The organism is Novosphingobium fuchskuhlense (assembly GCF_001519075.1).
Taxonomy (GTDB): Bacteria; Pseudomonadota; Alphaproteobacteria; order Sphingomonadales; family Sphingomonadaceae; genus Novosphingobium; species Novosphingobium fuchskuhlense.
Genome location: NZ_KQ954246.1, coordinates 503,259 through 525,246, shown reverse-complemented (window position 1 = coordinate 525,246; position 21,988 = coordinate 503,259). Strand labels below are relative to the sequence as shown.

At 67.8% G+C, this 21,988-nt stretch carries 20 protein-coding genes; 12 read left to right on the top strand and 8 right to left on the bottom strand.

The window, feature by feature from the left end; translation table 11 throughout:
- Positions 1-19 precede the first annotated feature (19 nt).
- The 6 genes from AQZ52_RS16400 (at position 20) to AQZ52_RS16375 (ending at position 5,267) form a co-directional block, all read left to right on the top strand.
- Entirely contained in the window at positions 20-808 is a 789-nt protein-coding gene (locus AQZ52_RS16400) for a DUF2334 domain-containing protein (protein WP_082698190.1), read from the top strand.
- Positions 805-1,992, top strand: a complete 1,188-nt coding sequence (locus tag AQZ52_RS16395; protein WP_156425000.1) for a glycosyltransferase — start codon at positions 805-807, stop codon at positions 1,990-1,992. Before AQZ52_RS16400 ends, AQZ52_RS16395 begins: the two co-directional genes overlap by 4 nt.
- A gap of 40 nt (positions 1,993-2,032) precedes the next feature.
- On the top strand, positions 2,033-2,983 hold the full coding sequence (locus tag AQZ52_RS16390) for a hypothetical protein (RefSeq protein WP_240481718.1): 951 nt from the start codon (positions 2,033-2,035) through the stop codon (positions 2,981-2,983).
- Positions 2,980-3,522, top strand: a complete 543-nt coding sequence (locus AQZ52_RS16385) for a DUF2141 domain-containing protein (RefSeq protein ID WP_067913442.1) — start codon at positions 2,980-2,982, stop codon at positions 3,520-3,522. Before AQZ52_RS16390 ends, AQZ52_RS16385 begins: the two co-directional genes overlap by 4 nt.
- Before the next feature lie 9 nt (positions 3,523-3,531).
- Positions 3,532-4,722, top strand: coding sequence for a glycosyltransferase (locus tag AQZ52_RS16380; RefSeq protein WP_067913440.1), 1,191 nt, complete (start codon positions 3,532-3,534; stop codon positions 4,720-4,722).
- 137 nt (positions 4,723-4,859) lie between these two features.
- A complete protein-coding gene (locus tag AQZ52_RS16375) occupies positions 4,860-5,267 on the top strand; it encodes a DoxX family protein (protein ID WP_067913437.1) in 408 nt (135 codons plus the stop codon).
- A gap of 82 nt (positions 5,268-5,349) precedes the next feature.
- Here AQZ52_RS16375 and AQZ52_RS16370 read toward each other — a convergent pair whose 3' ends face one another.
- Complete coding sequence (locus AQZ52_RS16370) at positions 5,350-7,782, bottom strand: TonB-dependent receptor (protein WP_082698187.1); 2,433 nt, start codon at positions 7,780-7,782, stop codon at positions 5,350-5,352.
- Positions 7,783-8,206: 424 nt separating this feature from the next.
- On the opposite strand from AQZ52_RS16370, the gene AQZ52_RS16365 reads away from it, so the two are divergent.
- Positions 8,207-8,899: a murein L,D-transpeptidase catalytic domain family protein gene (locus tag AQZ52_RS16365; protein ID WP_067913434.1), complete on the top strand. Its 693-nt coding sequence runs from the start codon at positions 8,207-8,209 to the stop codon at positions 8,897-8,899.
- Here AQZ52_RS16365 and AQZ52_RS16360 read toward each other — a convergent pair.
- The 6 genes from AQZ52_RS16360 to AQZ52_RS16335 form a co-directional block, all read right to left on the bottom strand.
- Complete coding sequence (locus AQZ52_RS16360) at positions 8,896-9,348, bottom strand: MaoC family dehydratase (protein WP_067913429.1); 453 nt, start codon at positions 9,346-9,348, stop codon at positions 8,896-8,898. The genes AQZ52_RS16365 and AQZ52_RS16360 overlap by 4 nt on opposite strands.
- A 102-nt stretch (positions 9,349-9,450) precedes the next feature.
- Positions 9,451-11,388, bottom strand: coding sequence for an acetyl/propionyl/methylcrotonyl-CoA carboxylase subunit alpha (locus AQZ52_RS16355; RefSeq protein WP_067913426.1), 1,938 nt, complete (start codon positions 11,386-11,388; stop codon positions 9,451-9,453).
- A complete protein-coding gene (locus AQZ52_RS16350; RefSeq protein ID WP_067913423.1) occupies positions 11,385-11,855 on the bottom strand; it encodes a nuclear transport factor 2 family protein in 471 nt (156 codons plus the stop codon). Before AQZ52_RS16350 ends, AQZ52_RS16355 begins: the two co-directional genes overlap by 4 nt.
- Positions 11,855-13,456 (bottom strand): carboxyl transferase domain-containing protein, encoded by a 1,602-nt coding sequence (locus AQZ52_RS16345; RefSeq protein WP_067913420.1) that lies wholly within the window; start codon positions 13,454-13,456, stop codon positions 11,855-11,857. Before AQZ52_RS16345 ends, AQZ52_RS16350 begins: the two co-directional genes overlap by 1 nt.
- 15 nt (positions 13,457-13,471) lie before the next feature.
- Positions 13,472-13,762, bottom strand: coding sequence for a YciI family protein (locus AQZ52_RS16340; RefSeq protein WP_067913417.1), 291 nt, complete (start codon positions 13,760-13,762; stop codon positions 13,472-13,474).
- The gene (locus AQZ52_RS16335; protein WP_067913413.1) at positions 13,762-14,925 is read right to left on the bottom strand and encodes an isovaleryl-CoA dehydrogenase; all 1,164 of its coding nucleotides are present in this window, start codon (positions 14,923-14,925) and stop codon (positions 13,762-13,764) included. The genes AQZ52_RS16340 and AQZ52_RS16335 overlap by 1 nt, the downstream gene beginning before the upstream one ends.
- 93 nt (positions 14,926-15,018) lie before the next feature.
- Between AQZ52_RS16335 and AQZ52_RS16330 the strand changes: the two genes are divergently transcribed.
- The 3 genes from AQZ52_RS16330 (at position 15,019) to AQZ52_RS16320 (ending at position 18,602) form a co-directional block, all read left to right on the top strand.
- A complete protein-coding gene (locus AQZ52_RS16330) occupies positions 15,019-15,903 on the top strand; it encodes a LysR family transcriptional regulator (protein WP_067913410.1) in 885 nt (294 codons plus the stop codon).
- Between the two features lie 63 nt (positions 15,904-15,966).
- Positions 15,967-17,286, top strand: a complete 1,320-nt coding sequence (locus tag AQZ52_RS16325; protein WP_067913407.1) for a polysaccharide pyruvyl transferase family protein — start codon at positions 15,967-15,969, stop codon at positions 17,284-17,286.
- Positions 17,283-18,602, top strand: coding sequence for a glycosyltransferase (locus AQZ52_RS16320; protein ID WP_082698185.1), 1,320 nt, complete (start codon positions 17,283-17,285; stop codon positions 18,600-18,602). Before AQZ52_RS16325 ends, AQZ52_RS16320 begins: the two co-directional genes overlap by 4 nt.
- Here the strand turns inward: AQZ52_RS16320 and AQZ52_RS16315 are convergent.
- On the bottom strand, positions 18,527-19,027 hold the full coding sequence (locus AQZ52_RS16315) for a hypothetical protein (RefSeq protein ID WP_067913404.1): 501 nt from the start codon (positions 19,025-19,027) through the stop codon (positions 18,527-18,529). The genes AQZ52_RS16320 and AQZ52_RS16315 overlap by 76 nt on opposite strands.
- Before the next feature lie 260 nt (positions 19,028-19,287).
- Between AQZ52_RS16315 and AQZ52_RS16310 the strand changes: the two genes are divergently transcribed.
- A complete protein-coding gene (locus AQZ52_RS16310) occupies positions 19,288-20,559 on the top strand; it encodes an outer membrane beta-barrel protein (RefSeq protein ID WP_067913402.1) in 1,272 nt (423 codons plus the stop codon).
- 8 nt (positions 20,560-20,567) lie between these two features.
- Positions 20,568-21,845 (top strand): cell wall hydrolase, encoded by a 1,278-nt coding sequence (locus tag AQZ52_RS16305; protein ID WP_067913399.1) that lies wholly within the window; start codon positions 20,568-20,570, stop codon positions 21,843-21,845.
- The last annotated feature ends 143 nt before the right edge of the window (positions 21,846-21,988 follow it).

The following is a 21,988-nucleotide window of genomic DNA, read 5'->3' as shown; positions in this document are numbered from 1 at the left end:
TGGTGATACCGGCGCGCGGATGACTGCTTCCGCGCCTTCTTCTGCTGTTTCCGCGCGGCGGCTGCCGGAAAAGCGGCTCGTCGTATCGATCCACGACGTTTCGCCGCGGTTCGAACGCCAGGTCGATGCCCTCGCCGAACGGTTGGCGCGGCATGTCGGCCCGGCCAATTTCGCCATGCTGGTGATCCCCGATCATTGGCGCGGCGCGCCCATCGCGGGCAACGCGGCCTTTGCCGCACGCCTGCGCGGCTGGGCGGATCAGGGCATCGAGATGTTCCTCCATGGCTGGAGCCACAAGGACGAGACCCCGGCGACCGAGGGCCTTGCCGCGATCAAGGGCAAGCACATGACCGCCGGCGAGGGCGAGTTCCTCAACCTCCCCCATGCCGAGGCTCTGGCGCGCATGCGCGACGGGCGTGCGCTGGTGGAAGACGTGATCGGCCGCCCGGTGGCAGGCTTCATCGCGCCGGCCTGGCTCTATGGCGAAGGCGCCCATGCGGCGCTGCGTGAGCTCGGCTTTGCGCTGGCCGAAGACCACATGAAAGTTTGGCGCCCGGCCAGCGGCGAGGTGCTGGCCAAGGGCCCGGTGATCACCTGGGCCAGCCGCAGCAAGGCGCGCATCGCCAGCTCGCTTTTTGCCGCCGCGCTGGGCCGGGCCGCCCTGCCCTTCACCCGCACGATCCGCGTCGCGGTCCATCCGGGCGACACCACAGTGCCCGCGCTGCTCGACAGCATCGACCGGACCCTCGCGCGCTTCGTGCGCACCCACACGCCCTCGCGCTATGCGGCGCTGGGGAGCGCCGCATGAATGCGCTGGCGCCCGAGGGGCTGCGCACCGCGGCAGAAACACCGCCGCCGCTGCGCATCCTGACGTTCCTGCACAGCTTCGAACCCGGCGGGGTCGAGCGCGTGGCGCTGCGGCTGCACGAGGCGTGGCGCGCGCAAGGGCGCGATGCGCGGCTGGTTATGGGGCGCACGGCAGGCGCGATGAAACGCGAGTGGCCCGATCTGAACAAGGGGGGGCTCGGCTACGAGATCCTCGGCAGCGAGCGCATCCCGAGCTCGGGGTGGGAAACGCTGTGGATGATCATCCACCTGCCCCGCGCGATCCGGCGGATCCGGCCCGACGTGCTGTTCTGCGCGGGCAATTCCTATACCATCGTGGCGGTGATGATGCGGGTGCTGCTGGGCAAGGCCTGCCCGCCGGTCGTCGCCAAGATCAGCAACGACCTCACCCGCAGCGATCTGCCCGCCCCGGCCCGGCCGTTCTACCGGCTGTGGTTGCGCATCCAGGGCCGGATGCTGGATCGGCTGGTCGGCATGGCGCCGCCGATGCGGGCGGAGATCGGCACCCTGATGGGCGCGGACAACGCACGGATCGCGGTGATCGACGATCCCTCGCTGGCCGAGGCGGATATCCAGCGCCTTGCCGCCGCGCGTGCAGAAGCGCGGGCCGCGCCGCAGGCGCCCGGACGGCGCTTCATCGCCATCGGCCGGCTCGCGGCGCAGAAGAATTTCGGCCTGCTGATCGATGCGTTCGCGCGCATGGCGGGTGAGCATGACCGTTTGGCCATCATTGGCGAAGGCGCCGCGCGCCGCGCGCTGGAGGCCCAGATCGAACGGCTGGGGCTGGCGGACAAGGTGCGTCTGCCGGGGCATGTCAGCCCGCTCGATGCCGAGCTGGCTGCCGCCGACGCGCTGGTGCTTTCTTCGGAATATGAAGGCGTTCCCGCCGTTGTTGCAGAAGCGCTGGCCGCAGGGCTGCCGGTGGTCGCAACGCGCTGCAGCGTCAGCATGGAAGACATGCTGGGGGGCGGCCGGTTCGGCCTGCTGGTGCCGGTAGGCGATGCGGCGGCGCTGGCCGGGGCCATGTCGGACATTGCCAAGTTGAAATTTGACGAAACCGCCGCGCGCGATCAATCACGCCGGTTCACCGTGGAGATAGCTTCGCATCGCTATCTCGCGCTGATGGAGGACCTCGCCCGTGCTTAACCCCGATGGCGAGGCGGGGCCCTCGAAGGATACGTCTCCCATGGTTCCACCCGAAGCGATGACAGAGACCCTGCCGCCGGTTCTGCCCACCGCGCTGCCTTCGTCCGCGCCGCTGGAGCGGTCCCTGCGCAAGTGGAGCGGCTGGATCGGTCCGGTCATCTCGATCGCCATTCTGGTTGCCGTCCTGTGGCAGCTGCGCAAGATCGACTGGGCGCAGGTCTGGTCGATCGTGCCGACATCCCCGTGGATCTGGCTCGTGCTCGCGGCGAGCTATTTCGCCGGTCCGGTCGCGGACTGGGTGATCTTCCGCAAGCTGTGGAGCATTCCGCTCTCGGGCATCTTCCCGCTGCTCAAGAAGCTGATCGGCAACGAACTGCTGCTGGGCTACGTCGGTGAAGTCTACTTCTACGATTGGGCGCGCCGCCACGTGAAGATGGAAGGCTCGCCGTTCGGCGCGGTCAAGGATGTCGCCATCCTCTCCGCGCTTGCCGGCAATATCATGACCGTGATGCTGCTGATCTTCACCTGGCCGATCATCAGCAAGCTGGGGCTTGGCGGCGCGGACAGCAGCGACGGGCACGTGCTGGCAACCTCGATCGGCGTCGTGCTGGTCACCAGCCTCGTGATCATGTTCTTCCGCAACGGCCTGCTCAGCCTCCCCCGCGCGGACCTCGGCTTCGTCTTCGTCGTCCACACCTTGCGCATCGTTGCCAATACCGGCCTTTCCGCGCTTGCGTGGCACCTCATCCTGCCCAGCGTGGGGATGGGGTCATGGCTCCTTTTCGCAACCGTTCGGCTCCTCCTGTCACGTCTTCCGCTCATTCCCAATAAAGACATCGCGTTTGCCGGGATCTCGACGCTGCTTGTCGGAAGTCAGGTTCAGACTAGCGACATGATTGCCATGATATCACTCCTTATCGTGGCGACGCATGTGGTGTTGTTCATTGGCTTGGTGCTGCTTGATCTGGTGCAGAAGGAGAAGAATGCATGAGGAAGGCCGTGCTCAGGGCGGGGTTACTTGGAACTGTGCTGGTGTTGCTTGCCGGCGCCGCGCCGATCCCCTCGTCGCCCGAACTCGGCAAGGCCGAAGGCCAGTGCCGACCGGGCGAGCCAGGCCCCGCCTTTCTGGTCGACATGATCGGCCTCAAGGACCGCAGAGGCCGCCTCAAGCTCGAGGTCTATCCGGCCAACGACACCGACTTCCTGGCCGACGACAACGTGCTGGTGATGGCGGGCAAGACCTTCCGCCGGGTCGAGGTGGCCGTCCCGTCCGATCCGGTGCCGCGGCTGTGCGTGCGCCTGCCGGGCCCGGGGACCTATGCCGTCACCGTGCTGCATGACCGCAATGCCGATCGCAAGTTCAGCCTGAGCCACGACGGGTTCGGCTTTTCGGCCAATCCCCAGCTCGGCTGGTCGAAGCCCAAGGCGGCCGCCGTAGCGGTCAATGCGGGCGGCGGGCTAACCACATTGCGTATTGTGATGAATTACCGTACCGGCCTGTTCTCGTTCGGACCGCTCAAACGGACGTAGGTGCCCTTCATGAAACTTGTCGATGTCTGCGCCTTCTACGCGCCCAAGGGTGGCGGCGTGCGCACCTACGTGGACCGCAAGCTCAAGGCCGGTGCGGCCATGGGCCATGAAGTCGTGGTCATTGCGCCGGGCGAGGAAGACCGCATCGAGGAACGCGGTCCGAATGCACGCATCGTCTGGCTCAAGAGCACGGTGTTCCCGCTCGATTTCAACTACCGCTACTTCAACGACGTGCCCGCGCTCTATGCCGCGCTGGACCGCGAGGCACCGGACATGGTCGAGGCCTCCTCGCCTTGGCGCAGCGCCAGCCTTGTCGGCGAATGGCCCGGCGAAGCGCCGCGCGCGCTGATCATGCATGCCGATCCGCTTTCGGCCTATGCCTACCGCTGGTTTGACGGCGTCGCGCCGCGCCCGGTGATCGACAAGGCGTTCGACCGCTACTGGCGCCACCTGCGCAAGCTCGACACCCAGTTCGACATGATCGTCAGCGCGAGCCAGGGCCTGTCGGACCGGCTCACGAAGGGCGGGCTGGCCGGTGTCGTCACCAACCCGATGGGCGTCGATCCGGGCGTGTTCGCGCCCGCGCACCGCGATGTGCGCCTGCGCAAGGGCCTGCTCGAACTGTGCGAGCTGCCCGAGGAGGCCACGCTGCTGATCGGCGTGGGCCGCTTCGCTCCGGAAAAGCGCTGGCCGATGCTGGTCGATGCCATCACCGCCGCCGGCACGCGCCGGCCGGTGGGCATGGTGCTGGCCGGGCAGGGCCGCGACCTCAAGGCGATCGAGAAGCGCATCGCGGGCAATCCGCATATCCGCATCCTTGCCCCGATCACCGACCGGGCCGAACTTGCCCGCGTGATGGCCAGCGCCGATGCGCTGGTTCATGGCTGCGAGGCGGAGACGTTCTGCATGGTTGCCGCCGAAGCCCGCGCCAGCGGCCTGCCACTGATCGCGCCGGACGAAGGCGGCGCCGCGGATCAGGCGCGCGCCTCTGCCGGGTGGATCTATGAATCCGCCAATGCCGCCGCCGCTGCGGAAACGATTGTGGAATATTGCATCGCCCGCGAAAGCGGGATCGATGGTCCGCGCGCCGAGATCCCTGCCCCGCGCGTGATGGACGACCACTTCGCCGAGCTGTTCGCCAGCTATGAACGGCTGGTACAGGACAACCGCAGCAAGCCCGGCCCGCGCCGCGCAGCCTGATCGCGCGCTCACTTTTCAGAATGATCGAACAATTTGATTGAACTTATCCGGATTTTCCGGAGCCTCGGACAGGCCTAAGACCGTTGCAACAGGACCGGACGACCTCTCGCCCGGTTTCGCTCGCAAAGGACTTCGCCATGACCACCACTACTGCCCCGGCCACCAACGAAACAGGCCACCTCCTCGCCGCCACCGGCCGCGTGCTGATTGCCGCCATTTTCGTGCTGAGCGGCATCGGCAAGATCGCCAATCCTGCGGCCACCATCGGCTATATCGCCAGCGCCGGCCTGCCCTTCGCGCCCGCCGCGCTGATCGCTGCGGCGCTGATCGAGATCGGCGGCGGGCTTGCCCTCATCGCGGGCTTTCGCACGCGGCTGGTGGCGCTCGTTCTGGCCGGGTTCAGCGTGGTCGCCGGGCTCGCCTTCCACGCGCATTTTGCCGACCAGAACCAGCTCATCCACTTCCTGAAGAACCTCGCCATGGCGGGCGGACTGCTGCAGGTCGCGGCATTCGGCCCGGGCCGCATCGCCCTCGACCGCCGCTGACCGCCGCCTCGCCCCTCACAATCGAAAACGGCGGCCGGATCGCTCCGGCCGCCGTCTTTCGTTTGTGCCCTCGGGCAGCGGATCAGAAGTTGACCGTCGCCTCGATGCCGTAGGTGCGCGGTGCGTTCCAGTTGCCGTAATCGCCCAGCACGGCGCCGTTCGCGTTCGAGCGGCGATAGACATAGGACGTGTTGAGCAGGTTGCGCGCCCAGCCCGCCACCGTCAGCTTCTGGCCGCCCTCGCCCATCCGGATATCGGCGAGCGCGATGCGACCGTTCACGACGAAGCTCTTGTCCGCCTTCACGTTTTCGTTGTCGAAGGTGTAGGCGGCATCGGCGAAGTTGCCATCGAGGTGCAGCTTCAGCGAGGTGCCGTTGCTGCCGATCGGGTAGTCATAATCGATCGTGCCCGAAAGCGCGTTCTTGGGCGTGTAGACGATATACACATCCTGGAAGATCTGCGCGGTGTTGGTCGGATCGATCTGCTGGTTGAGCTGCTCCTGCACCGTGTTGCGCGCCGGCGGCACCTTGGTGTCGGTGTAGACATACGAGAGACCGAGCGCGAGGCCATCGACCGGGCGCACGTTCAGATCGGCTTCCACGCCGCGGATCTTGGTGGTGCCGAGCGCGTTCACGGTTTCCAGCGTGTTGCGCACGGTGCCATCGGGCTGCGGCACGAAGAAGTTGAAATCGACCTGGCTGTTGTTGCGGTCCATGATGTAGCCCGCGAGGTTGAAGCGCACCTTGCGGTCGAACAGTTCGGTCTTGAGACCCAGTTCGTAGGACTTCACTTCTTCCGGCCCGAACGAGCGGTAGTTGAGGCTGCGCGAGCTGGCGCCGCCGGCACGGTAGCCGGTGGCGTACTTCGCGTAGACGTTCACACCCTGCGCCACGTCATAGGCCAAGACAGCAAGCGGATCGAACCGGTTGTTGTCCTGCTTGAACGTGAAGTTGGTCGCCGCACCGTTGACCGTGAACAGCGCGCCGTTCTTGCGGTCCGCGGTGTAGCGGCCGCCGAGCGTGATGTGCAGCGGGCTGATCGGTGTCCAGGTCGCCTGACCATAGGCGGCATAGCTCTTGGCATAGGCGATGCTGGCGCGCGCGGTGGTGGCGAGCGGATACTGGCTGGGATCGTTGATCGTGTAGCCGGTGGCGAGCTGGGTCACCGGATCGGAGACCCACTTGTTGGTGTTGGGCGTGCGGGCCGCATCGTTGGCGCGCTCGCTGAAGTAGTAGAGGCCAAGCACGTAGTCGACGTTGGCAAGGCTGCCCACTGCCTGCAGTTCCGTGCTGAACTGGCGCTGGTCGAGCGTCGCGAGGCTGTAGCGGCTGAAGTTGCCGTTCGGCACGTAGACCGGGGTGCGGTGCGCGCCGCCCGAGTTGTCCCACTGCTCATCGCTCACCGTGCGCCACGAGGTAATCGAGCGCAGTTCGAGCGAGGGGCTGACCTTGTATTTGATCGTGGAGGTGAACCCTTGCGTCTTGTCGATCGAGGGCTGCTGCGGCACGCCGATATCGGCGACATCGGGGCGGAACCAGCCGGCCTTCACCTGGCTCGGCAGCGGGGCGATGCCCTTGGTCTTGAGCGTGGCGTCGGTGTACCAGGCCTTGGTGGCGTTGTCGTAGACGGTGCCGACCGGCTTGCCGAGCGGGTTGTAGTTCAACAGCTGGCTGTAGAACGGGGTGTTCTCGTCGCGGCTCTTGTCGAACGCGAGATCGACGGTGAGGCCGTCCACCGGCTTCCAGCGCGCCGCGATGCGGCCACCGTAACGCTGATACTGGTTCCAGCCGGCCTGGCCCGCGAGCGGGTTCCTGGTGGTCGGATCCTGATGCGCGACCACGCCGTCAACCTTGAACGCAACCGAGCCGAGGGGCGATTCGATCGCCGGCAGATCGAGGTGCAACGCGCCGGTGTACGAACCGTAGTTGCCGAAGCCGGCCGTGGCGCGGCCGCCGAACTCGCCGGTGGGGGCCTTGAGCACCATGCTCAGCGCACCGCCTTCGGTGTTGCGGCCGAACAGCGTGCCCTGCGGACCCTTGAGCACTTCGATGCGCTCGATATCGAACAGCGCGGCGTTAAGGCCATGCTGGCGGCCGAGGTAGACGCCGTCGAGATAGACGCCGACGCCCTGCTCGCGCGCGGGCTGGTTGGCATCGCCCGGGACGATGCCGCGCAGACCGATGGTGAGCGCGGACTGGCGCGCTTCGAAGGTGGCGACGCGAAGGCTGGGAACGGCGCCGTCGGCAAGGTCGATCAGGCTCTGGACGTGGCGGTTCTTGACGTCGGCCGCGCCGACCACCGAGATCGAGATCGGGGTCTTCTGGAGGTTGGTTTCGCGCTTGGTGGCGGTGACGACGATTTCCTCGATCGGCACGCCATCGGGCAGCGCGGCGGCGGGCGCCGGTGCGGCTTGTGCGGCCTGCGGCTCGTCAGCAGCAAAAGCGGGCGAGGCGGCCAGAGCGATGATGCCCGCACCAGCCAGCAGGCCGGAACGGAGGGAATGGGCGAGCTTCATGATATAACCTCAGTTAGGTGTTTACAGTCGTATCTGAGGCGCACCTAGGTCTTTATAATGACATTTTTTTGACATTTTTACACGCGCGGTCACGCAAAAAAGCCCGTTTTCCGGGCACTTTTGGCATACTGTGGCGGGAAATCCACGCAGATATATAAATTGTGAAATATAATGTGACGAAGGCCAACCGGTCATCGTGGGTTCAGCTTTAATCGTTCGTTAGCGCATCTACACCTTTCGTTGAGATTTCCTGACCTTCAGCGCCACCCAACGGCACAATGCAGTCCAGCAGCGGCGTTTCAACGGTCAGCGGCACAAAGGCCACGCTTCGTCGCAACGGCACGGCCCAGGGGGTTGGATCATCAACGATTGCCTGCCTTAGTTACCGTTGGGATCGCAGACCCGTGCAGGACAAGCGGAAACAATGACCATGAATCGGCGCCATTTTCTGGGTGCCCTGGCCGTATCAGCCGCATCGCTCGCGCTTCCGCGCGATGGTTTGCAGGCGCAGGAAGCCGAATTGCCCGGCGGTACCTTCTGGGGAACCGTGCCTGTGGCAGAAGCGGATGCGGCCTCGGTGCAGGGTGCGCCGATCACCATCGCCCGTTCGGGCATCCTCCCGCTCATTCCCCGCGCGCTCGCCGCGCTTGACCAGCATGGCATGGCGATTGCGGTGCGGGACAGGATCGGCATCGTCGATTTTTCGCAGCCCTCACGCGAGGCGCGCTTCCATATCGTCGACCTCGTCGGCGGTACGGTTTCGGCACCGCTGCTGGTAGCCCATGGCAGGGGCTCCGACCCGGCCAATCGCGGCATCGCCGAACACTTTTCCAACCAGGTCGGCTCGGACGCCTCCTCGCGCGGCAGCTTTGTCACCGGCGAAGTCTACTACGGCAAGCACGGCCGCTCGCGCCGCCTCGTCGGGCTCGATCCGGAAAACGACCGCGCGATGGAGCGCGGCATCGTGATCCACGCCGCGAGCTATGTCTCGCCCGCCGTCGTTGCCATGCAGGGCCGCGTCGGCCGCAGCCAGGGCTGCTTTGCGGTCAACCCGCGCGAGATCACGCAGGTCCTCGAACAGCTCGGCCCCGGCCGCCTGCTCTTCGCGACAAGCTAGGCCGGCTTCTTCGCCAAGAGCGCCATGCGCAGGCACCGGCAGACCACTTCGTCCCGCTGGTTGAGCGCCTCGTGCGCAAAGGTGACGATCCCCGCATCGGGCCGTGACTTGCTGGCGCGCAGCTCCACCACCTCGCTGGTCGCGCGCAGGGTATCGCCGAGGAACACGGGTTTGGGCATCACCAGCTTGTCGTAGCCCAGATTGGCAACCAGCGTGCCGACGGTCGTATCGCCCACCGAAAGCCCCACCATCAGCGCGAACGTGAAAGTGCCGTTGACGAGGATCTGCCCAAACTCGCTCGCCCGCGCCGCCTCGGCATCGATATGGAGCGGCTGCGGATTGTGCGTCATCACCGAGAACAGGAGGTTGTCCGTCTCGGTCACGGTGCGGCGGATTTCGTGCGCGAGCTTGTCGCCCACCTGCCATTCATCGAAGTAGCGCCCTGCCATTTTCCCAATCCCCAAAAACCCAACCCGTTCATGTCGAGCGAAGTCGAGACACCACACGCAGCGTTTTGTGTCTCGACTTCGCTCGACACGAACGGATGTGGGCTATTCCGCCTTCTCCACCCGCACCAGCAAGGCTTCCACCTGCACCTGCGCACCCACTGCCACGGTCAGTTCCGCCACCGTCCCATCAAACGGCGCGGTGAGCGCGTGTTCCATCTTCATCGCTTCGAGGACGAGGAGCTTCTGGCCCTTGGCGACTATGTCGCCTGCCGCGACTTCGACCGCGATGACCTTGCCGGGCATGGGGGCGAGGATGGCGCCGTCGGAGGCGGCGCCGCCAAGGCCGCCGCTGACGCGTTCGGGCGCGAGCCGCCACGTAGCGCCTTGCATGGTGACCAGCAGCGCGTCGCCTTCGTCGGTCACGATGGGGTATGCTTCCTGATCGTAGCTGACGCGGCCATCCGTCCGGCCAGTCCATGCGATAGCGCGGTCGCTGAAGCGGACCGTCGTCTGGCTGAGTGCATTGAGCCGGAAGCCGAATGTCGCGGGAGCAGGATCGCGGCTTGCGAGCCGCTGCGCGACGAGATCACAGAGCCATTCGGGCATTTCGACATCGGCAGTCACTTCATCGAGATGCCGGTCGATGAAGCCGGTATCGATCATGCCGCGCGCGAAATCCGGCATGACAACCAAGGTTCCGAGAAAGGCAGCGTTGGTCTTCACCGGCCAGATACGCGTGCTCCACGCCATCTTTGACAGCCCGACGATAGCCTCCACACGCGTTTCGGCATGACAGATCAGCTTCGCGACCATCGGGTCGTACCACGGCGAAATCGTATCGCCTTCCGCAACCCCGGTTTCGACGCGCAGACGGACCTGAGGCGCGGTTTCCATAGGCGCTGTGCCGCCTTCGTGGAGCCATCGGGTAGGACGAACGGCTGAAGGAATGGCGAAACGTTCCAGCCTGCCGGTGACAGGCAGGAACCCCTTCGCCGGATCCTCCGCATAGAGCCGCGCTTCCATCGCCCAGCCGTTGATGCTCAGTTCATCCTGCTGCTTCGGCAGCGGCTCCCCGCTCGCCACCCGCAGCTGCCATTCCACCAGATCGACGCCGGTGATTTCCTCCGTCACCGGATGTTCCACCTGCAGCCGCGTGTTCATTTCCATGAACCAGATTCGGTCGGCACGCAGGCCTTCGCTGGCGTCGGCGATGAACTCGATGGTCCCCGCACCGACATAGTCGACCGCCTTGGCCGCCTTTACCGCCGCCCCGCAGAGCGCCTCGCGGGTCGCTTCGTCCATGCCCGGCGCGGGGGCTTCCTCGATCACTTTCTGGTGGCGGCGCTGGAGCGAGCAGTCGCGCTCGAACAGGTGCACCACGTTGCCGTGGGTATCGCCGAAGACCTGCACCTCGATATGGCGCGGGCGCTGGATGTACTTCTCGATCAGCACATGCGCGTTGCCGAACGAAGCCAGAGCCTCGCGCTGGCAGGAGGCGAGCGCGTCGGCAAAATCGGCCGCCGCCTCCACCCTGCGCATGCCCTTGCCGCCCCCGCCCGCAACCGCCTTGATCAGCACCGGGTAGCCGATTTCGGCAGCGCGCTGCGCAAGGAAGGCCGGCTCCTGATTCTCGCCCATATAGCCCGGGGTGACAGGTACCCCCGCCGCCGCCATCAGCGCCTTGGCCGCATCTTTCAGGCCCATCGCGGTGATGCTGGCGGGCTTCGGCCCGACCCAGATCAGCCCCGCGTCAATCACCGCCTGCGCGAATTCGGCATTCTCGGAGAGGAACCCATATCCCGGATGGATCGCCTCCGCGCCGGTGGCCTTGGCGGCGGCGATGATCTTTGCGCCGACGAGGTAGCTTTCGCGCGCCGGGCTCGGCCCGATGTGGACCGCTTCGTCTGCCTGGCGCACATGCAGCGCCTTGGCATCGGCATCGGAATAGACCGCCACGGTGCGGATACCCAGGCTGCGCGCCGTGCGGATGATGCGGCAGGCAATCTCGCCGCGATTGGCGATGAGGAGGGACTGGATCATGCGCCGCACCCTTCCGTGCGCGAGGAAAACGTGAGGTTCATCACCTTCCACTGGCCGTTCTCGCGCACCAGATCGAAGTGATCAAAGCCGCAGCTGACCAGCTTGCCGCCCATCAGAATCGTGAACGGCGCCCAGACCATCGCGACATCTCCGTCCTGCTCGATGACCGGATTGGTTATCCGCTCGATAAACCCTGAACCCGGCACCATCCGCGCTGCATATTCGGCAAAGCTGCGGCTGCGCAGGCCGCTCGCGCCGCCCACGAAAGTGCCGCGCCCGGTGACGCGGCCTTCGGGATAGACGAGCTTCAACAGCGCGGGCGCATCGCCGGTCTCCAGCGTGGCAAGCAGCGCATCGACAGTGGCGGCGATAGCCTTGTCGCCGAAATCGGGCGGCGGCAGGCGCTCCCCTTGCGGCAGCGGCGCGGCGGCAAGGGCAAGGGCGGAGAGGACGGTGATCATCGGCATCACATCCGGAACACCCCGAAGCGGGGCGCCTCCGCAATCGGGGTTTCCAGACACACGCCCAAAGCCAGCCCCAGCACATCGCGCGTCTGCACCGGATCGATCACCCCGTCATCCCACAGCCGCGCGGTCGCGTAATAGGGGTTTCCCTCGTCCTCATACTTCTGCCGGATCGGGGCCTTGAACGCCTCGGCTTCTTCTGCCGTCCACTTCTCCGCATCGCGGTGGACGGTCGCCAGCACGCTCGCCGCCTGCTCCCCGCCCATCACGCTGATGCGCGCATTGGGCCAAGTGAACAGGAAGCGCGGGTCATAGGCCCGCCCGCACATGCCATAGTTGCCCGCGCCGAAGCTGCCGCCGATCAGCACCGTCAGCTTGGGGACTTGCGCGGTGGCAACCGCCGTCACCAGCTTGGCGCCGTGCTTGGCAATGCCTTCCGCCTCATACTTGCCGCCCACCATGAAGCCCGAGATGTTCTGGAGGAACAGCAGCGGAATGCGGCGCTGGCAGGCGAGTTCGATGAAATGCGCGCCCTTCTGCGCACTTTCGGAAAACAGCACGCCGTTGTTGGCGAGGATGGCGACTTCCATGCCCCAGATCCGCGCAAAACCGCAGACGAGCGTGGTGCCATAGACCGCCTTGAACTCGTGGAACTCGCTGCCGTCCACGATCCGCGCGATCACTTCGTGGACATCGTAAGGCGCGCGGACGTCTTCGGGGATGATCGAGTAAAGCTCTTCCGCATCGTACTTCGGCGGGCGCGGCGCGACGGCGCCCTGCACGCCAGCAGGCCCCGGCCCCAGATGGCTCACAATATCCCGCACGATCGTCAGCGCGTGCTCGTCATTGTCCGCCAGATGATCGACCACGCCGGACTTGCGCGCATGGAGGTCCCCGCCCCCCAGCGCCTCGGCGGTGATTTCCTCGCCCGTCGCGGCCTTCACCAAGGGCGGGCCGGCAAGGAAGATCGTGCCCTGCTCGCGCACGATCACGCTTTCGTCGCTCATCGCCGGCACATAGGCGCCGCCTGCGGTGCAACTGCCCATCACGCTGGCGATCTGCGGGATGCCCTGCGCACTCATCTGCGCCTGATTGTAGAAGAACCGGCCGAAGTGGTCGCGGTCCGGAAAGACCTCCGCCTGGTTGGGCAGGTTCGCGCCGCCGCTGTCGACGAGATAGACACACGGCAGTCGGTTTTCCCGAGCAATGTCCTGCGCGCGGATGTGCTTCTTCACCGTCATCGGGAAGTAGGTGCCGCCCTTCACCGTCGCATCGTTGGCAAAGATCATGCACTGGCGGCCCGAAACGCGGCCGATGCCGGTAATGATCCCCGCGCCGGGCACTTCATCGCCATACATGCCATTGGCCGCCAGCTGGCCCAGCTCCAGAAACGGCGAGCCCGGATCGAGCAGCCGCTCGACCCGATCCCGCGGAAGCAGCTTGCCGCGCGCCACATGGCGGGCGCGGGACTTCTCATCCCCGCCAAGTGCGACCTTGGCCACCCTGGCGCGCAGCTCCGCCGCCAAAGCGCGGTTGTGCGCCGCGCGGGCCTGCGCCTCCGGGCTGGAAAGGTCGAGATTGGTGGAAAGGATTGGGGCGCTCATGCGCAGGTCTCCAGATCAATCACGCACCAGCTCCCGAATTTCGACCGTGCCGCCCGCGGCCAGCACCGGATTGCCATCCAGCAGGGCTTCGGCCCCGGCCCAGTCCGCCGCCCGCACGCGCAAGAAGCCGGTCAGCCGCGCCGCCGCAGCCGGTGCGCCAGTGCGGCGGTAGCAGCGCGCATCGCCAAGCGAACTCCCGCCCTCGAACGCGCCGGAGGCATGGAGAAACCCGAAATAGGCGTCCCATGCCGCACCGTCTTCGGGCGCGGTGGTATCACCGTGCATCAGCAGCAGAAAATCGGCCATCACGCCGCCCCGATCAGTTCGCGCCCGATCAGCATGCGCCTGATCTCGTTCGTCCCCGCGCCGATATCGAGCAGCTTGGCATCCCTGAGATAGCGTTCGACCGGCCAGTCCTTGGTATAGCCCGCGCCGCCCAGCGCCTGCACCGCTTCGCCCGCCACGCGGAACGCCGCCTCGCTGCCCAGCAGGATCACCCCCGCCGCATCGAAGCGCGTCGTCTGCCCCGCATCCGCCGCCCGCGCGACGGCGTAGGTGTAGGCCCGCGCCGATTGCAGAGCGACATACATGTCCGCCACCTTGCCCTGCATCAGCTGGAACGCGCCGATGGGTTTGCCGAACTGCTTGCGCTCGCGGACATAGGGGATGACCGTGTCGAGGCAGGCCTGCATCAGCCCGAGCTGGATACCCGCCAGCACCACGCGCTCGTAGTCAAGGCCGCTCATCAGCACGCCGACACCGCCATGCAGCGGGCCCATCACGTTTTCCTCGGGCACGAAGCAATCGTTGAAGACGAGTTCGGCGGTGGGCGAGCCGCGCATGCCCATCTTGTCGATCTTCTGGCCGATGGAGAAGCCCGGCATGCCCTTCTCGATCAGGAACGCGGTGATGCCCCGGCTGGCCGCTTCGGGTGCCGTCTTCGCGTAGACCACGAGGGTATCGGCGTAAGTGGCGTTGGTGATCCAGAATTTCGTGCCGTTGAGGCGGAACCCGCCGGGGACAGCATCGGCCTTCAGCTTCATCGAGACGACGTCCGAACCCGCGCCCGCTTCCGACATCGCGAGGCTGCCGAGGTGTTCGCCGGAGATCAGCTTCGGCAGATACTTGGCCTTCTGCTCGTCATTCCCCCAGCGGCGGATCTGGTTGACGCAGAGGTTGGAATGCGCGCCGTAGCTGAGGCCCACCGAAGCCGAGGCGCGGCTCACTTCCTCGACCGCGATGACGTGATCGAGATAGCCGAGACCGAGCCCGCCCCATTCCTCTTCCACCGTGATGCCGTGGAGGCCAAGCGCGCCCATCGCAGGCCAGAGATCGCGGGGAAACCAGTCTTCCGCATCGACCTTGGCAGCCAGCGGCGCGATCTGCTCGTCGGCAAAGCGGCCCGCCGCCTCGCGGATCATCAGGGCGCTTTCGGGCAGGGCGAAATCAAGCTCGGGCGTGGCGCGCATTCCAGTCAGACTCCTCTTCTCCCGCGGCAGTCTATGGGATTTGGCAGGTTCGGAAAAATTGAATTTTCGCGAGAGGTATTATAGGAAAAATCTATGCTGAACCGCCGCCATCTCCGCCAGTTCCTTGCGCTTGTCGATACCGGCTCATTCACCGCCGCCGCGAACCAGCTGCATGTGGCGCAGCCCACATTGTCCGCCGGAATCGCCGAGCTGGAACGCGCGCTGGGCGCCACCGTGATCCTGCGCGAGCGGCGTGCGCTGCGGCTGACCGAGGCGGGCAACCGCCTGCTAATCCACGCCCGCGCGATCGAGCGCGAGTTCGGCCTTGCCGAGCGCGGGGTGCTGGCCGCGCCCGCCCCGGCCCCGCCGCTGCGGCTGGGCGTGATCGCCTCGCTCGCCACGCGCATGGTGGCGGGGATCGCCGCGCGGTTCGCGGCGGCAGGGGATGGCCGGGCGCGGCTCACGCTGACGGAAGGCGCCGACGCGGACCTCAGGCGGCGGCTTGCCGAACACCGGCTCGATGCGGTGCTGACCACGCTGCATGGTCCAGAGACCGGAGCAGAGACCGGGCCGGAGATGCTGCTCGAGGAAGGCTATGCGATGATCCTGCCCGCCGCGCATCGCCTTGCCGGACGCGACAGCCTGCTGCCCGAGGAACTGGCGGGCGAGACGATGATCGCGCGCCGGTCCTGCGAAATTCTTGCCGAGACCAGCCGCTTCTTCACCGCGCGGGGAGTGCGGCCGCACTTTGCCTTTCGCGGGGGAAACGATGATCGCTGCCTTGCGCTCGTGGCATCGGGCGCAGGGGTGACGACAGCGCCGGTTTCGCTCGCCGCGCCGGGCACGGTGGCGGTGCGCTTGCAGGGTTATGACTATCGCCGCCGGATCGGGCTGATCGTGGCGGGCGGGCAGGAAGACCTGATCGCGGCCAGCGGGCTGCGGCCGGTCCTGCGCGCGGTGCTGGCCCCGGCGGACTGAACCGCTCGATTCCGGGGGTATCCGTGCTTGCGGGAAGGCTGGGCACCATGACACCCCCCGGGCATGAGCCTTGCCGAACCCCCTTCGTCCCTGCCATCCTCTTCCCCTCCCTCCCCGCCCCGGCGGATCGCGCTGCTCAATGTGAAGTACAGCCCGAATCTGGGTGACGGGCTCCTGTCCGAATGCCTTGAGGCGGAGCTGGCGCGCACCTTCCAGACGATTGCGCCGGGCACCGAGGTGTTTTCGATCGATCTGGCGGGGCGGCGCGCCTATCCGCCCATCGCGCCCAGCCGCCGCGCCGCGCAGATCGCGGTGCTGGAGGCGCTGCCCGCTTCGGCGCGGCGGCTGGCGACGCGGATCGCGCTGGCCGCGCTGGTCCACCTGCGGCTGCGGCGGCATGTCCGCACGCGCCTTGCGGGGTGTGACGCGGTGGTGCTGGGCGGCGGCAATCTGCTGACCGATGCCGATCTCAATTTCCCGATGAAGATCGCCGGGGCGCTGGATCAGGCGGCAAGGCTCCGCCTGCCCGCAGCGGTCTACGGTGTCGGTGCCAATCGCCAGTGGTCCGCGGCCGGCAAGCGCCTGTTCGGCCGTGCGCTGGGCAGGGCCAAGCTGGCCTATGCCGCGGTGCGCGATGCGCGCAGCCAGGCGGCCTGGCGCGATCTGCTCGTGCCGCAAGGCGTGCGCCCCGCTGCGCTGAGCGGCGATCCGGGGCTGCTCGCCAGCTGCCATTTTCCGCGCCCGCCGCTGCCGTTCGATGCGCCGGTCGCGGGCCTGTGCGTGACCGCGCCGATGGCGCTGCGCTACCACGCCACGGGGCCCGACGGCGCCGCCGCGAGCGCAGCCTGCGCGGCGCTCGATGCCTGGTATGCCACCGCCGCGCGCGCGCTCGTCGATGCGGGCTTTCGCGTCGCGCTGTTCACCAATGGCAGCCCGGAAGACCGCGATTATCTCCACGCGATGGGGCCGGACTGGATCCTTTCCGCCAAAGGCCCGGTGACGATGACCAATCCTTTTGCCGATCCGGCGGAGATGATCCGGTTCATCGCCGGTTGCCAGCTGATCGTGGCGCACCGCATGCATGCCTGCATTGCCGCGCATTCCTTTGCCATTCCCACCATCGGCTTGCGCTGGGATGTGAAGCTCGACAGCTTCTTCGCGCTGGCCGGGCGCGGGCAATTCATTGCCGATACGGCCTCGCTCGATGGCCCGGCGCTGACGGCGCTGGCCCGGCAGGCCGCGGCCGAAGGGGTGGACCGCGCCGCGCTCGAAGCGCTGATCGCCGGCACGCGCGGCGATATTGCGCGCATGGCCGCCGCGCTGGCCCGCGCGATGCAGCCCATCGGCCCATCAGGCGGGCAACCGGTCGGAGCGGCGGCATGAACGGCGCGCCGCACCGGATCGTGGTGATCAACGATCTCTCGCACCCGATGGGCGGGGCAAGCGCGCTGGCGGTCGGCTCGGCGCGGCGCCTGGCCGAGCGCGGGCACCGGGTCGCTTTCCTGTCTGGCGATGCGCCCGATCCGGCGCTGGCCGAGGCCGGCATCGCCGCCGTGGGGCTTGGGCAGGCGCGACTGCTGGGGCGCGGCAGCACCTTGCTCGACGGGGTGTGGAACCGTGCCGCGGCGCGCATGGTGCGGCGCTGGATCGCCGAAAACGATGCGCCGGGGACGGTCTATCACCTCCACGGCTGGTCGCAGATCCTCTCGCCCTCGGTGTTCGCCGCGCTGGCGCCGGTGCGCAGCAGGCTGGTGATCTCGGCGCACGATTTCTTCCTCGCCTGCCCCAATGGCGCCTTCACCAACTTCGCCACCGGCACGCCCTGCCCGCATGATCCGCTCTCCCGCGCCTGCCTTGCCGAAGCGTGCGACCGGCGGGGCCATGCGCACAAGCTGTGGCGCGTGGTGCGCCATGCGGTGCAGCGCCATGTCTTCCGGCCGCACAGTTCGCCGCCCGTGCTCGCGATCCACGCCGCGATGCGCCCGATGCTGGCGCGCGCGGGCATTCCCCTTGATGCGATCCATCCCCTGCCCAACCCGGTCACGCCCTTCAGCACCACGCGCATCGCGGCAGAACGCGGCGAGGAAGTGCTGTTCGTCGGCCGGATCGAGGCGACCAAGGGCGCGGACCTGGCGCTCGCCGCCGCCCGGCGCGCAGGGGTGCCGATCCACCTTGTCGGCGATGGGGCAGATCGCGCGCGGCTGGCGGCGGAGTATCCCGAGGCGCACTTTGCCGGACGCCTTCCGCCCGCCGCCATCGGTGCGCTCGCGGCCACAGCGCGGGTGCTGGTGATGCCGAGCCGCTATCCCGAACCCTATGGCCTCGTCGCGATGGAGGCCGCGCTGGCCGGCCTGCCGGTGATCCTGCCGCCCAGCGCCCTGCTGGCGCCCGATCTGGTCGCGGCGGGCGCGGGGCTGGCGGTCGATCCGCGCGATACCGCCGCCTTTGCCGCCGCGCTGGCGGCCCTTGCCACGGACGACGCGCGCGTGGCGGCGATGAGCCACGCGGCCTTCACCGCCACGCGCGGGCTCGCCCTGTCACCGGAGCAATGGATCGACGCGCTGCTCGCGCACTACGCCGCACGGCTCGGCACGCTTCAGGCCCCCGCGCGGCTCGGCGCGCCTCAGACCCCGCCTGGCGCCAGGCCCGCCTCGCCCACCGGATCGCCGCAGGTCGCGGTCAGCGCGGCCGGGACATAAGGCGCCGGCTTGGCAACCGGTGCAGGCGGCGTCCACACCCGGCGGTAAAGCTCGCCCAGCGGCTGATAGGGGTTGGTGCGGGCCAGCTGGCGCAAGTGCTGGACCTTGATCGGCACGATCACCAGCGAAAGCGTCGCCAGCACCACGGCCCAACGCCACAGATCGAAATGCCCGCTCTGGATCGCGGCCATGAACTCGGCATAGGTCAGCCAGATCGCCAGTGCACCGAGCAATTCGGAGCTGCGCTGGCCAGGCAGCGCCAGCAGCGTGGACACCGCGAGGAAAAACGCGCCGACCCCGGCATGCTCCAGCGTAAGCCGGTCGGTGACGTAGTCCATGGTGAGCGCAAAGGCGATCAGCAGCGCCGCGATCCGCGCGAATTGCGCGACGTGGCCGGGCGTGAGGCGGGAGAGCAGGGCGTCCATGGCACAGCGGTATGCAATGCGCCGGTTCAAGGAACGCTTTCCCCCCTTGGTTAATGGCGCGCCAAGGGCTGGCCGGTTTCGGCGCTGATACACGGAAGATTGCTCAGATACGGGGCTAATTGCACGATTGCCGGGCGGCAAAGAATGGTACCCGGCCGGGTGTAAGACAGACACGGCGCAGGATCGGGGATCGGGCTATGGGCAGCAGGACAGCCAGCGAGGGAGCCAGCGGGGGTGAACACCGGCAGCACACCGCCTCCATGGCGCGTCCGGCGGCACTTTCGTGCTGCCTGCTGGGCCTGATCGCCCCGATGGCGCAGGCACAGGCACAGGCTGTCGTCGATCCGCGGATGGAGCGCGATACGGTCGGTGCGCGCTCGCGGCCCGAAGTCGAAACGTCCGGCGCGCGCATGGGTGCCCTGCTGGTTTCCCCCAGTTTCGGGATCGAGACGGATGCGACGGACAATGTCTATGCCCGCAGCGACGTGAAGCGCGGCGATGTCGCGCTGGCCCTGCAGCCCGCGCTCGCGGTGCGGTCGCAATGGGTGCGCCATGCGCTCGGGCTGTCCGCCGAAGGGGCAGTGAAGCGCTATGCCAAGCGCAAGACAGAGAACATCGAGACTTATGCCGTGAAGCTGGACGGGCGGCTCGACATCGGGGCGGATACGCGCCTGACGGGCGATATCGGCGGGGCGCGGCGTATCGAGGCGCGCGGCACCAGCGGGGATACGTTGTTCGGCGCGGCACCGATTGCCTACACCGTGCTGACAGGCGGCGCCGAAATCGAGCAAACCTTCGCCCGCGCGCGCCTCACGCTTGGCGGACGCTACGAACGCTATCGCTATCAGGACCGCGAACTGGGCGGCGCGGTGATCGATCTGTCGCAGCGCGATTTCGAGGCGCTGTCGGGCTCGCTGCGCGCGGCGCTGGGGATCGGACCGGGCGTCTCGGCTTTCGCCAGCCTCGCGCTCAACCGCAACCGCTACCTCGCCCCGCCGATCGGGCCGAGCCGCAACTCGCACGGCTTCACCGCGCTGGCCGGCCTGTCGTTCGGGCTCAACCGGTTGCTGCAGGGCGAGGTGGGCGCCGGCTGGGTGCAGCAGGATTTTGCGGCCCCGGTGTTCCCCCGCATCAGCGGCCTTGCCTACAGCGCCCAGCTCAAATGGAGCCCGACGCGGCTGACGACCGTGCGGCTCAGCGGCGGGCGCAGCTTCCAGCGCTCGCCGATCGCCGGGATCGCGGGGATCCAGCAGCACGAAGCGATGCTCTCGGCCGAGCACGAATTGCTGCGAACGCTGATCCTGCGGCCCTCGCTGCGCTATGTCGTGGCCGATTTTCAGGTGCCGAGCGGTGCACAGCACCGGCAGGAGCGCTACTTCACCGGCGCCTTCGGGGCGACCTGGCGGCTGAACCAGCATGTCGAGATCACCGCCGACTATGCGCACAGCCTCGGGCGCAACAGCGGCGCCGTCGAACCGGGTCGGTCCTATGACCGGAACCGGGCAACGGTTTCGGTGCGCTGGCGGCTCTAGCACAGATCATGGCAACCCTGCCCGAAACCCTGCCCGATACGTTTGCGGCCGATCCCGGCCTGCCGCCGCCCCTGCCGGAATGGGCCGCGCGGCCCCGCCAGTTCGCCCTGCGACTGGTCATGGCCGCGCTGTTTCTCGCGGCGCTCGGCGCGGGCCTTGTCCTGCTGGCACCGCCGCCCGCCGGGCCGGTCGTCCGCCTCGTGCTGCCGCCGCCCTTGCCCGATCCCGCCGCGCTCCTGCCCTATCAGCCGGAAACCGCACGGATCGCCAATGCCGCCATCCCGATCGAGCCTCCGCACGCGCCCGCACCGCCGTTTCGCCTCGGCAGCGCCGATGCGAGCGCGGCGGCCCGCGCGCTGGACTGCCTGGCGGCGGCCGAATGGTATGAAGCGGGCGATGATCCCTCAGGCATGCGCGCGGTCGCGCAAGTCGTGCTCAACCGCGCGCGGCATCCGGCGTTCCCGTCCAGCGTCTGCGCGGTGGTGTTTCAGGGATCGGAGCGCACGACGGGCTGCCAGTTCAGCTTCACTTGCGACGGATCGATGCAGGCCCGCCATCCCGGGCCCGCCGCGTGGGCCCGCGCGCGCGCGGTGGCGGGGGCCGCGCTCGGCGGTGCAGTCGATCCGCGTGTGGGCCTGGCGACGCATTATCATGCCGATTATGTCGTGCCGGTCTGGCGCAGCGGTCTGGTCAAACTCGCGCAAGTGGGCCTGCACTTGTTCTACCGCTGGCCGGGCGAATGGGGTTCGCCCGCCGTGCTGCGCGGCAGCGGCGGAGGAACCGAGCCCCGGATTGCCGCGATGGCTGCGCTCTCGCCTGCACATGCCGGCGATGAGGGGGCCCTCGCGGGTGCCGCCGCCGGCCTCGCGCCGGGCAGCGCAGGCACGGTCCAGCCGCTGTCCTACCTCCCGCTTGACGAGACCGACGCCGCCGCCAGCTCCGGCGCGCGCGGCGGCGGCCCTTTCGACACGGCGGCACAGGGCGGGCAGGATGGTGCAAGACAAGGTGGCAGCAGCCGCATCGTGCTGATGCTCGATCCGGCGGCGTTCCCCGGCACCTATGCCATGCGCGCGCTGGCAGCCTGTGCCGAGCGGCCGCGCTGCGCGGTGGTGGGCGAGTTGCTCGGTGCCGCGCCCGGCGAAGGGCCCGGCTTCGTCTATCTGCGGGATCGGCGCACCGGCGCGGAAGGGGCATGGTGGGATTGCGCCGCCCTCCCCCGCGCCAATCCGGCCCGCTGCCTGCCCAAGGGCAGCGCGCTCGCCCGCCTGCTCGCGGACTGGGGCTGAGGCGCGCGCGGAACCGGCGCTGAGGGGGGGGCGCCGCAAAGGTGCTGCGCAGATCGGTGGCAATTGCGGTTGCGGTCGCGCGGGGCCGTGGCATGCTCCGCCTTGCCTGCGGCTGCACCGGCGGCGCAGGCCGGGAGAATGGC

Excerpts from the sequence above, each read along its gene's own strand:
- AQZ52_RS16330 (WP_067913410.1), top strand. The coding sequence starts at position 15,019 with ATGCTGAACCGCCGCCATCTCCGCCAGTTCCTTGCGCTTGTCGATACC.
- AQZ52_RS16310 (WP_067913402.1), top strand. The coding sequence starts at position 19,288 with ATGGCGCGTCCGGCGGCACTTTCGTGCTGCCTGCTGGGCCTGATCGCC.
- AQZ52_RS16365 (WP_067913434.1), top strand. The coding sequence starts at position 8,207 with ATGACCATGAATCGGCGCCATTTTCTGGGTGCCCTGGCCGTATCAGCC.
- AQZ52_RS16375 (WP_067913437.1), top strand. The coding sequence starts at position 4,860 with ATGACCACCACTACTGCCCCGGCCACCAACGAAACAGGCCACCTCCTC.
- AQZ52_RS16355 (WP_067913426.1), bottom strand. The coding sequence starts at position 11,388 with ATGATCCAGTCCCTCCTCATCGCCAATCGCGGCGAGATTGCCTGCCGC.
- AQZ52_RS16345 (WP_067913420.1), bottom strand. The coding sequence starts at position 13,456 with ATGAGCGCCCCAATCCTTTCCACCAATCTCGACCTTTCCAGCCCGGAG.
- AQZ52_RS16350 (WP_067913423.1), bottom strand. The coding sequence starts at position 11,855 with ATGCCGATGATCACCGTCCTCTCCGCCCTTGCCCTTGCCGCCGCGCCG.
- AQZ52_RS16315 (WP_067913404.1), bottom strand. The coding sequence starts at position 19,027 with ATGGACGCCCTGCTCTCCCGCCTCACGCCCGGCCACGTCGCGCAATTC.
- AQZ52_RS16305 (WP_067913399.1), top strand. The coding sequence starts at position 20,568 with ATGGCAACCCTGCCCGAAACCCTGCCCGATACGTTTGCGGCCGATCCC.
- AQZ52_RS16395 (WP_156425000.1), top strand. The coding sequence starts at position 805 with ATGAATGCGCTGGCGCCCGAGGGGCTGCGCACCGCGGCAGAAACACCG.
- AQZ52_RS16320 (WP_082698185.1), top strand. The coding sequence starts at position 17,283 with ATGAACGGCGCGCCGCACCGGATCGTGGTGATCAACGATCTCTCGCAC.
- AQZ52_RS16335 (WP_067913413.1), bottom strand. The coding sequence starts at position 14,925 with ATGCGCGCCACGCCCGAGCTTGATTTCGCCCTGCCCGAAAGCGCCCTG.
- AQZ52_RS16380 (WP_067913440.1), top strand. The coding sequence starts at position 3,532 with ATGAAACTTGTCGATGTCTGCGCCTTCTACGCGCCCAAGGGTGGCGGC.
- AQZ52_RS16390 (WP_240481718.1), top strand. The coding sequence starts at position 2,033 with ATGGTTCCACCCGAAGCGATGACAGAGACCCTGCCGCCGGTTCTGCCC.
- AQZ52_RS16360 (WP_067913429.1), bottom strand. The coding sequence starts at position 9,348 with ATGGCAGGGCGCTACTTCGATGAATGGCAGGTGGGCGACAAGCTCGCG.
- AQZ52_RS16400 (WP_082698190.1), top strand. The coding sequence starts at position 20 with ATGACTGCTTCCGCGCCTTCTTCTGCTGTTTCCGCGCGGCGGCTGCCG.
- AQZ52_RS16340 (WP_067913417.1), bottom strand. The coding sequence starts at position 13,762 with ATGGCCGATTTTCTGCTGCTGATGCACGGTGATACCACCGCGCCCGAA.
- AQZ52_RS16325 (WP_067913407.1), top strand. The coding sequence starts at position 15,967 with ATGAGCCTTGCCGAACCCCCTTCGTCCCTGCCATCCTCTTCCCCTCCC.
- AQZ52_RS16370 (WP_082698187.1), bottom strand. The coding sequence starts at position 7,782 with ATGAAGCTCGCCCATTCCCTCCGTTCCGGCCTGCTGGCTGGTGCGGGC.
- AQZ52_RS16385 (WP_067913442.1), top strand. The coding sequence starts at position 2,980 with ATGAGGAAGGCCGTGCTCAGGGCGGGGTTACTTGGAACTGTGCTGGTG.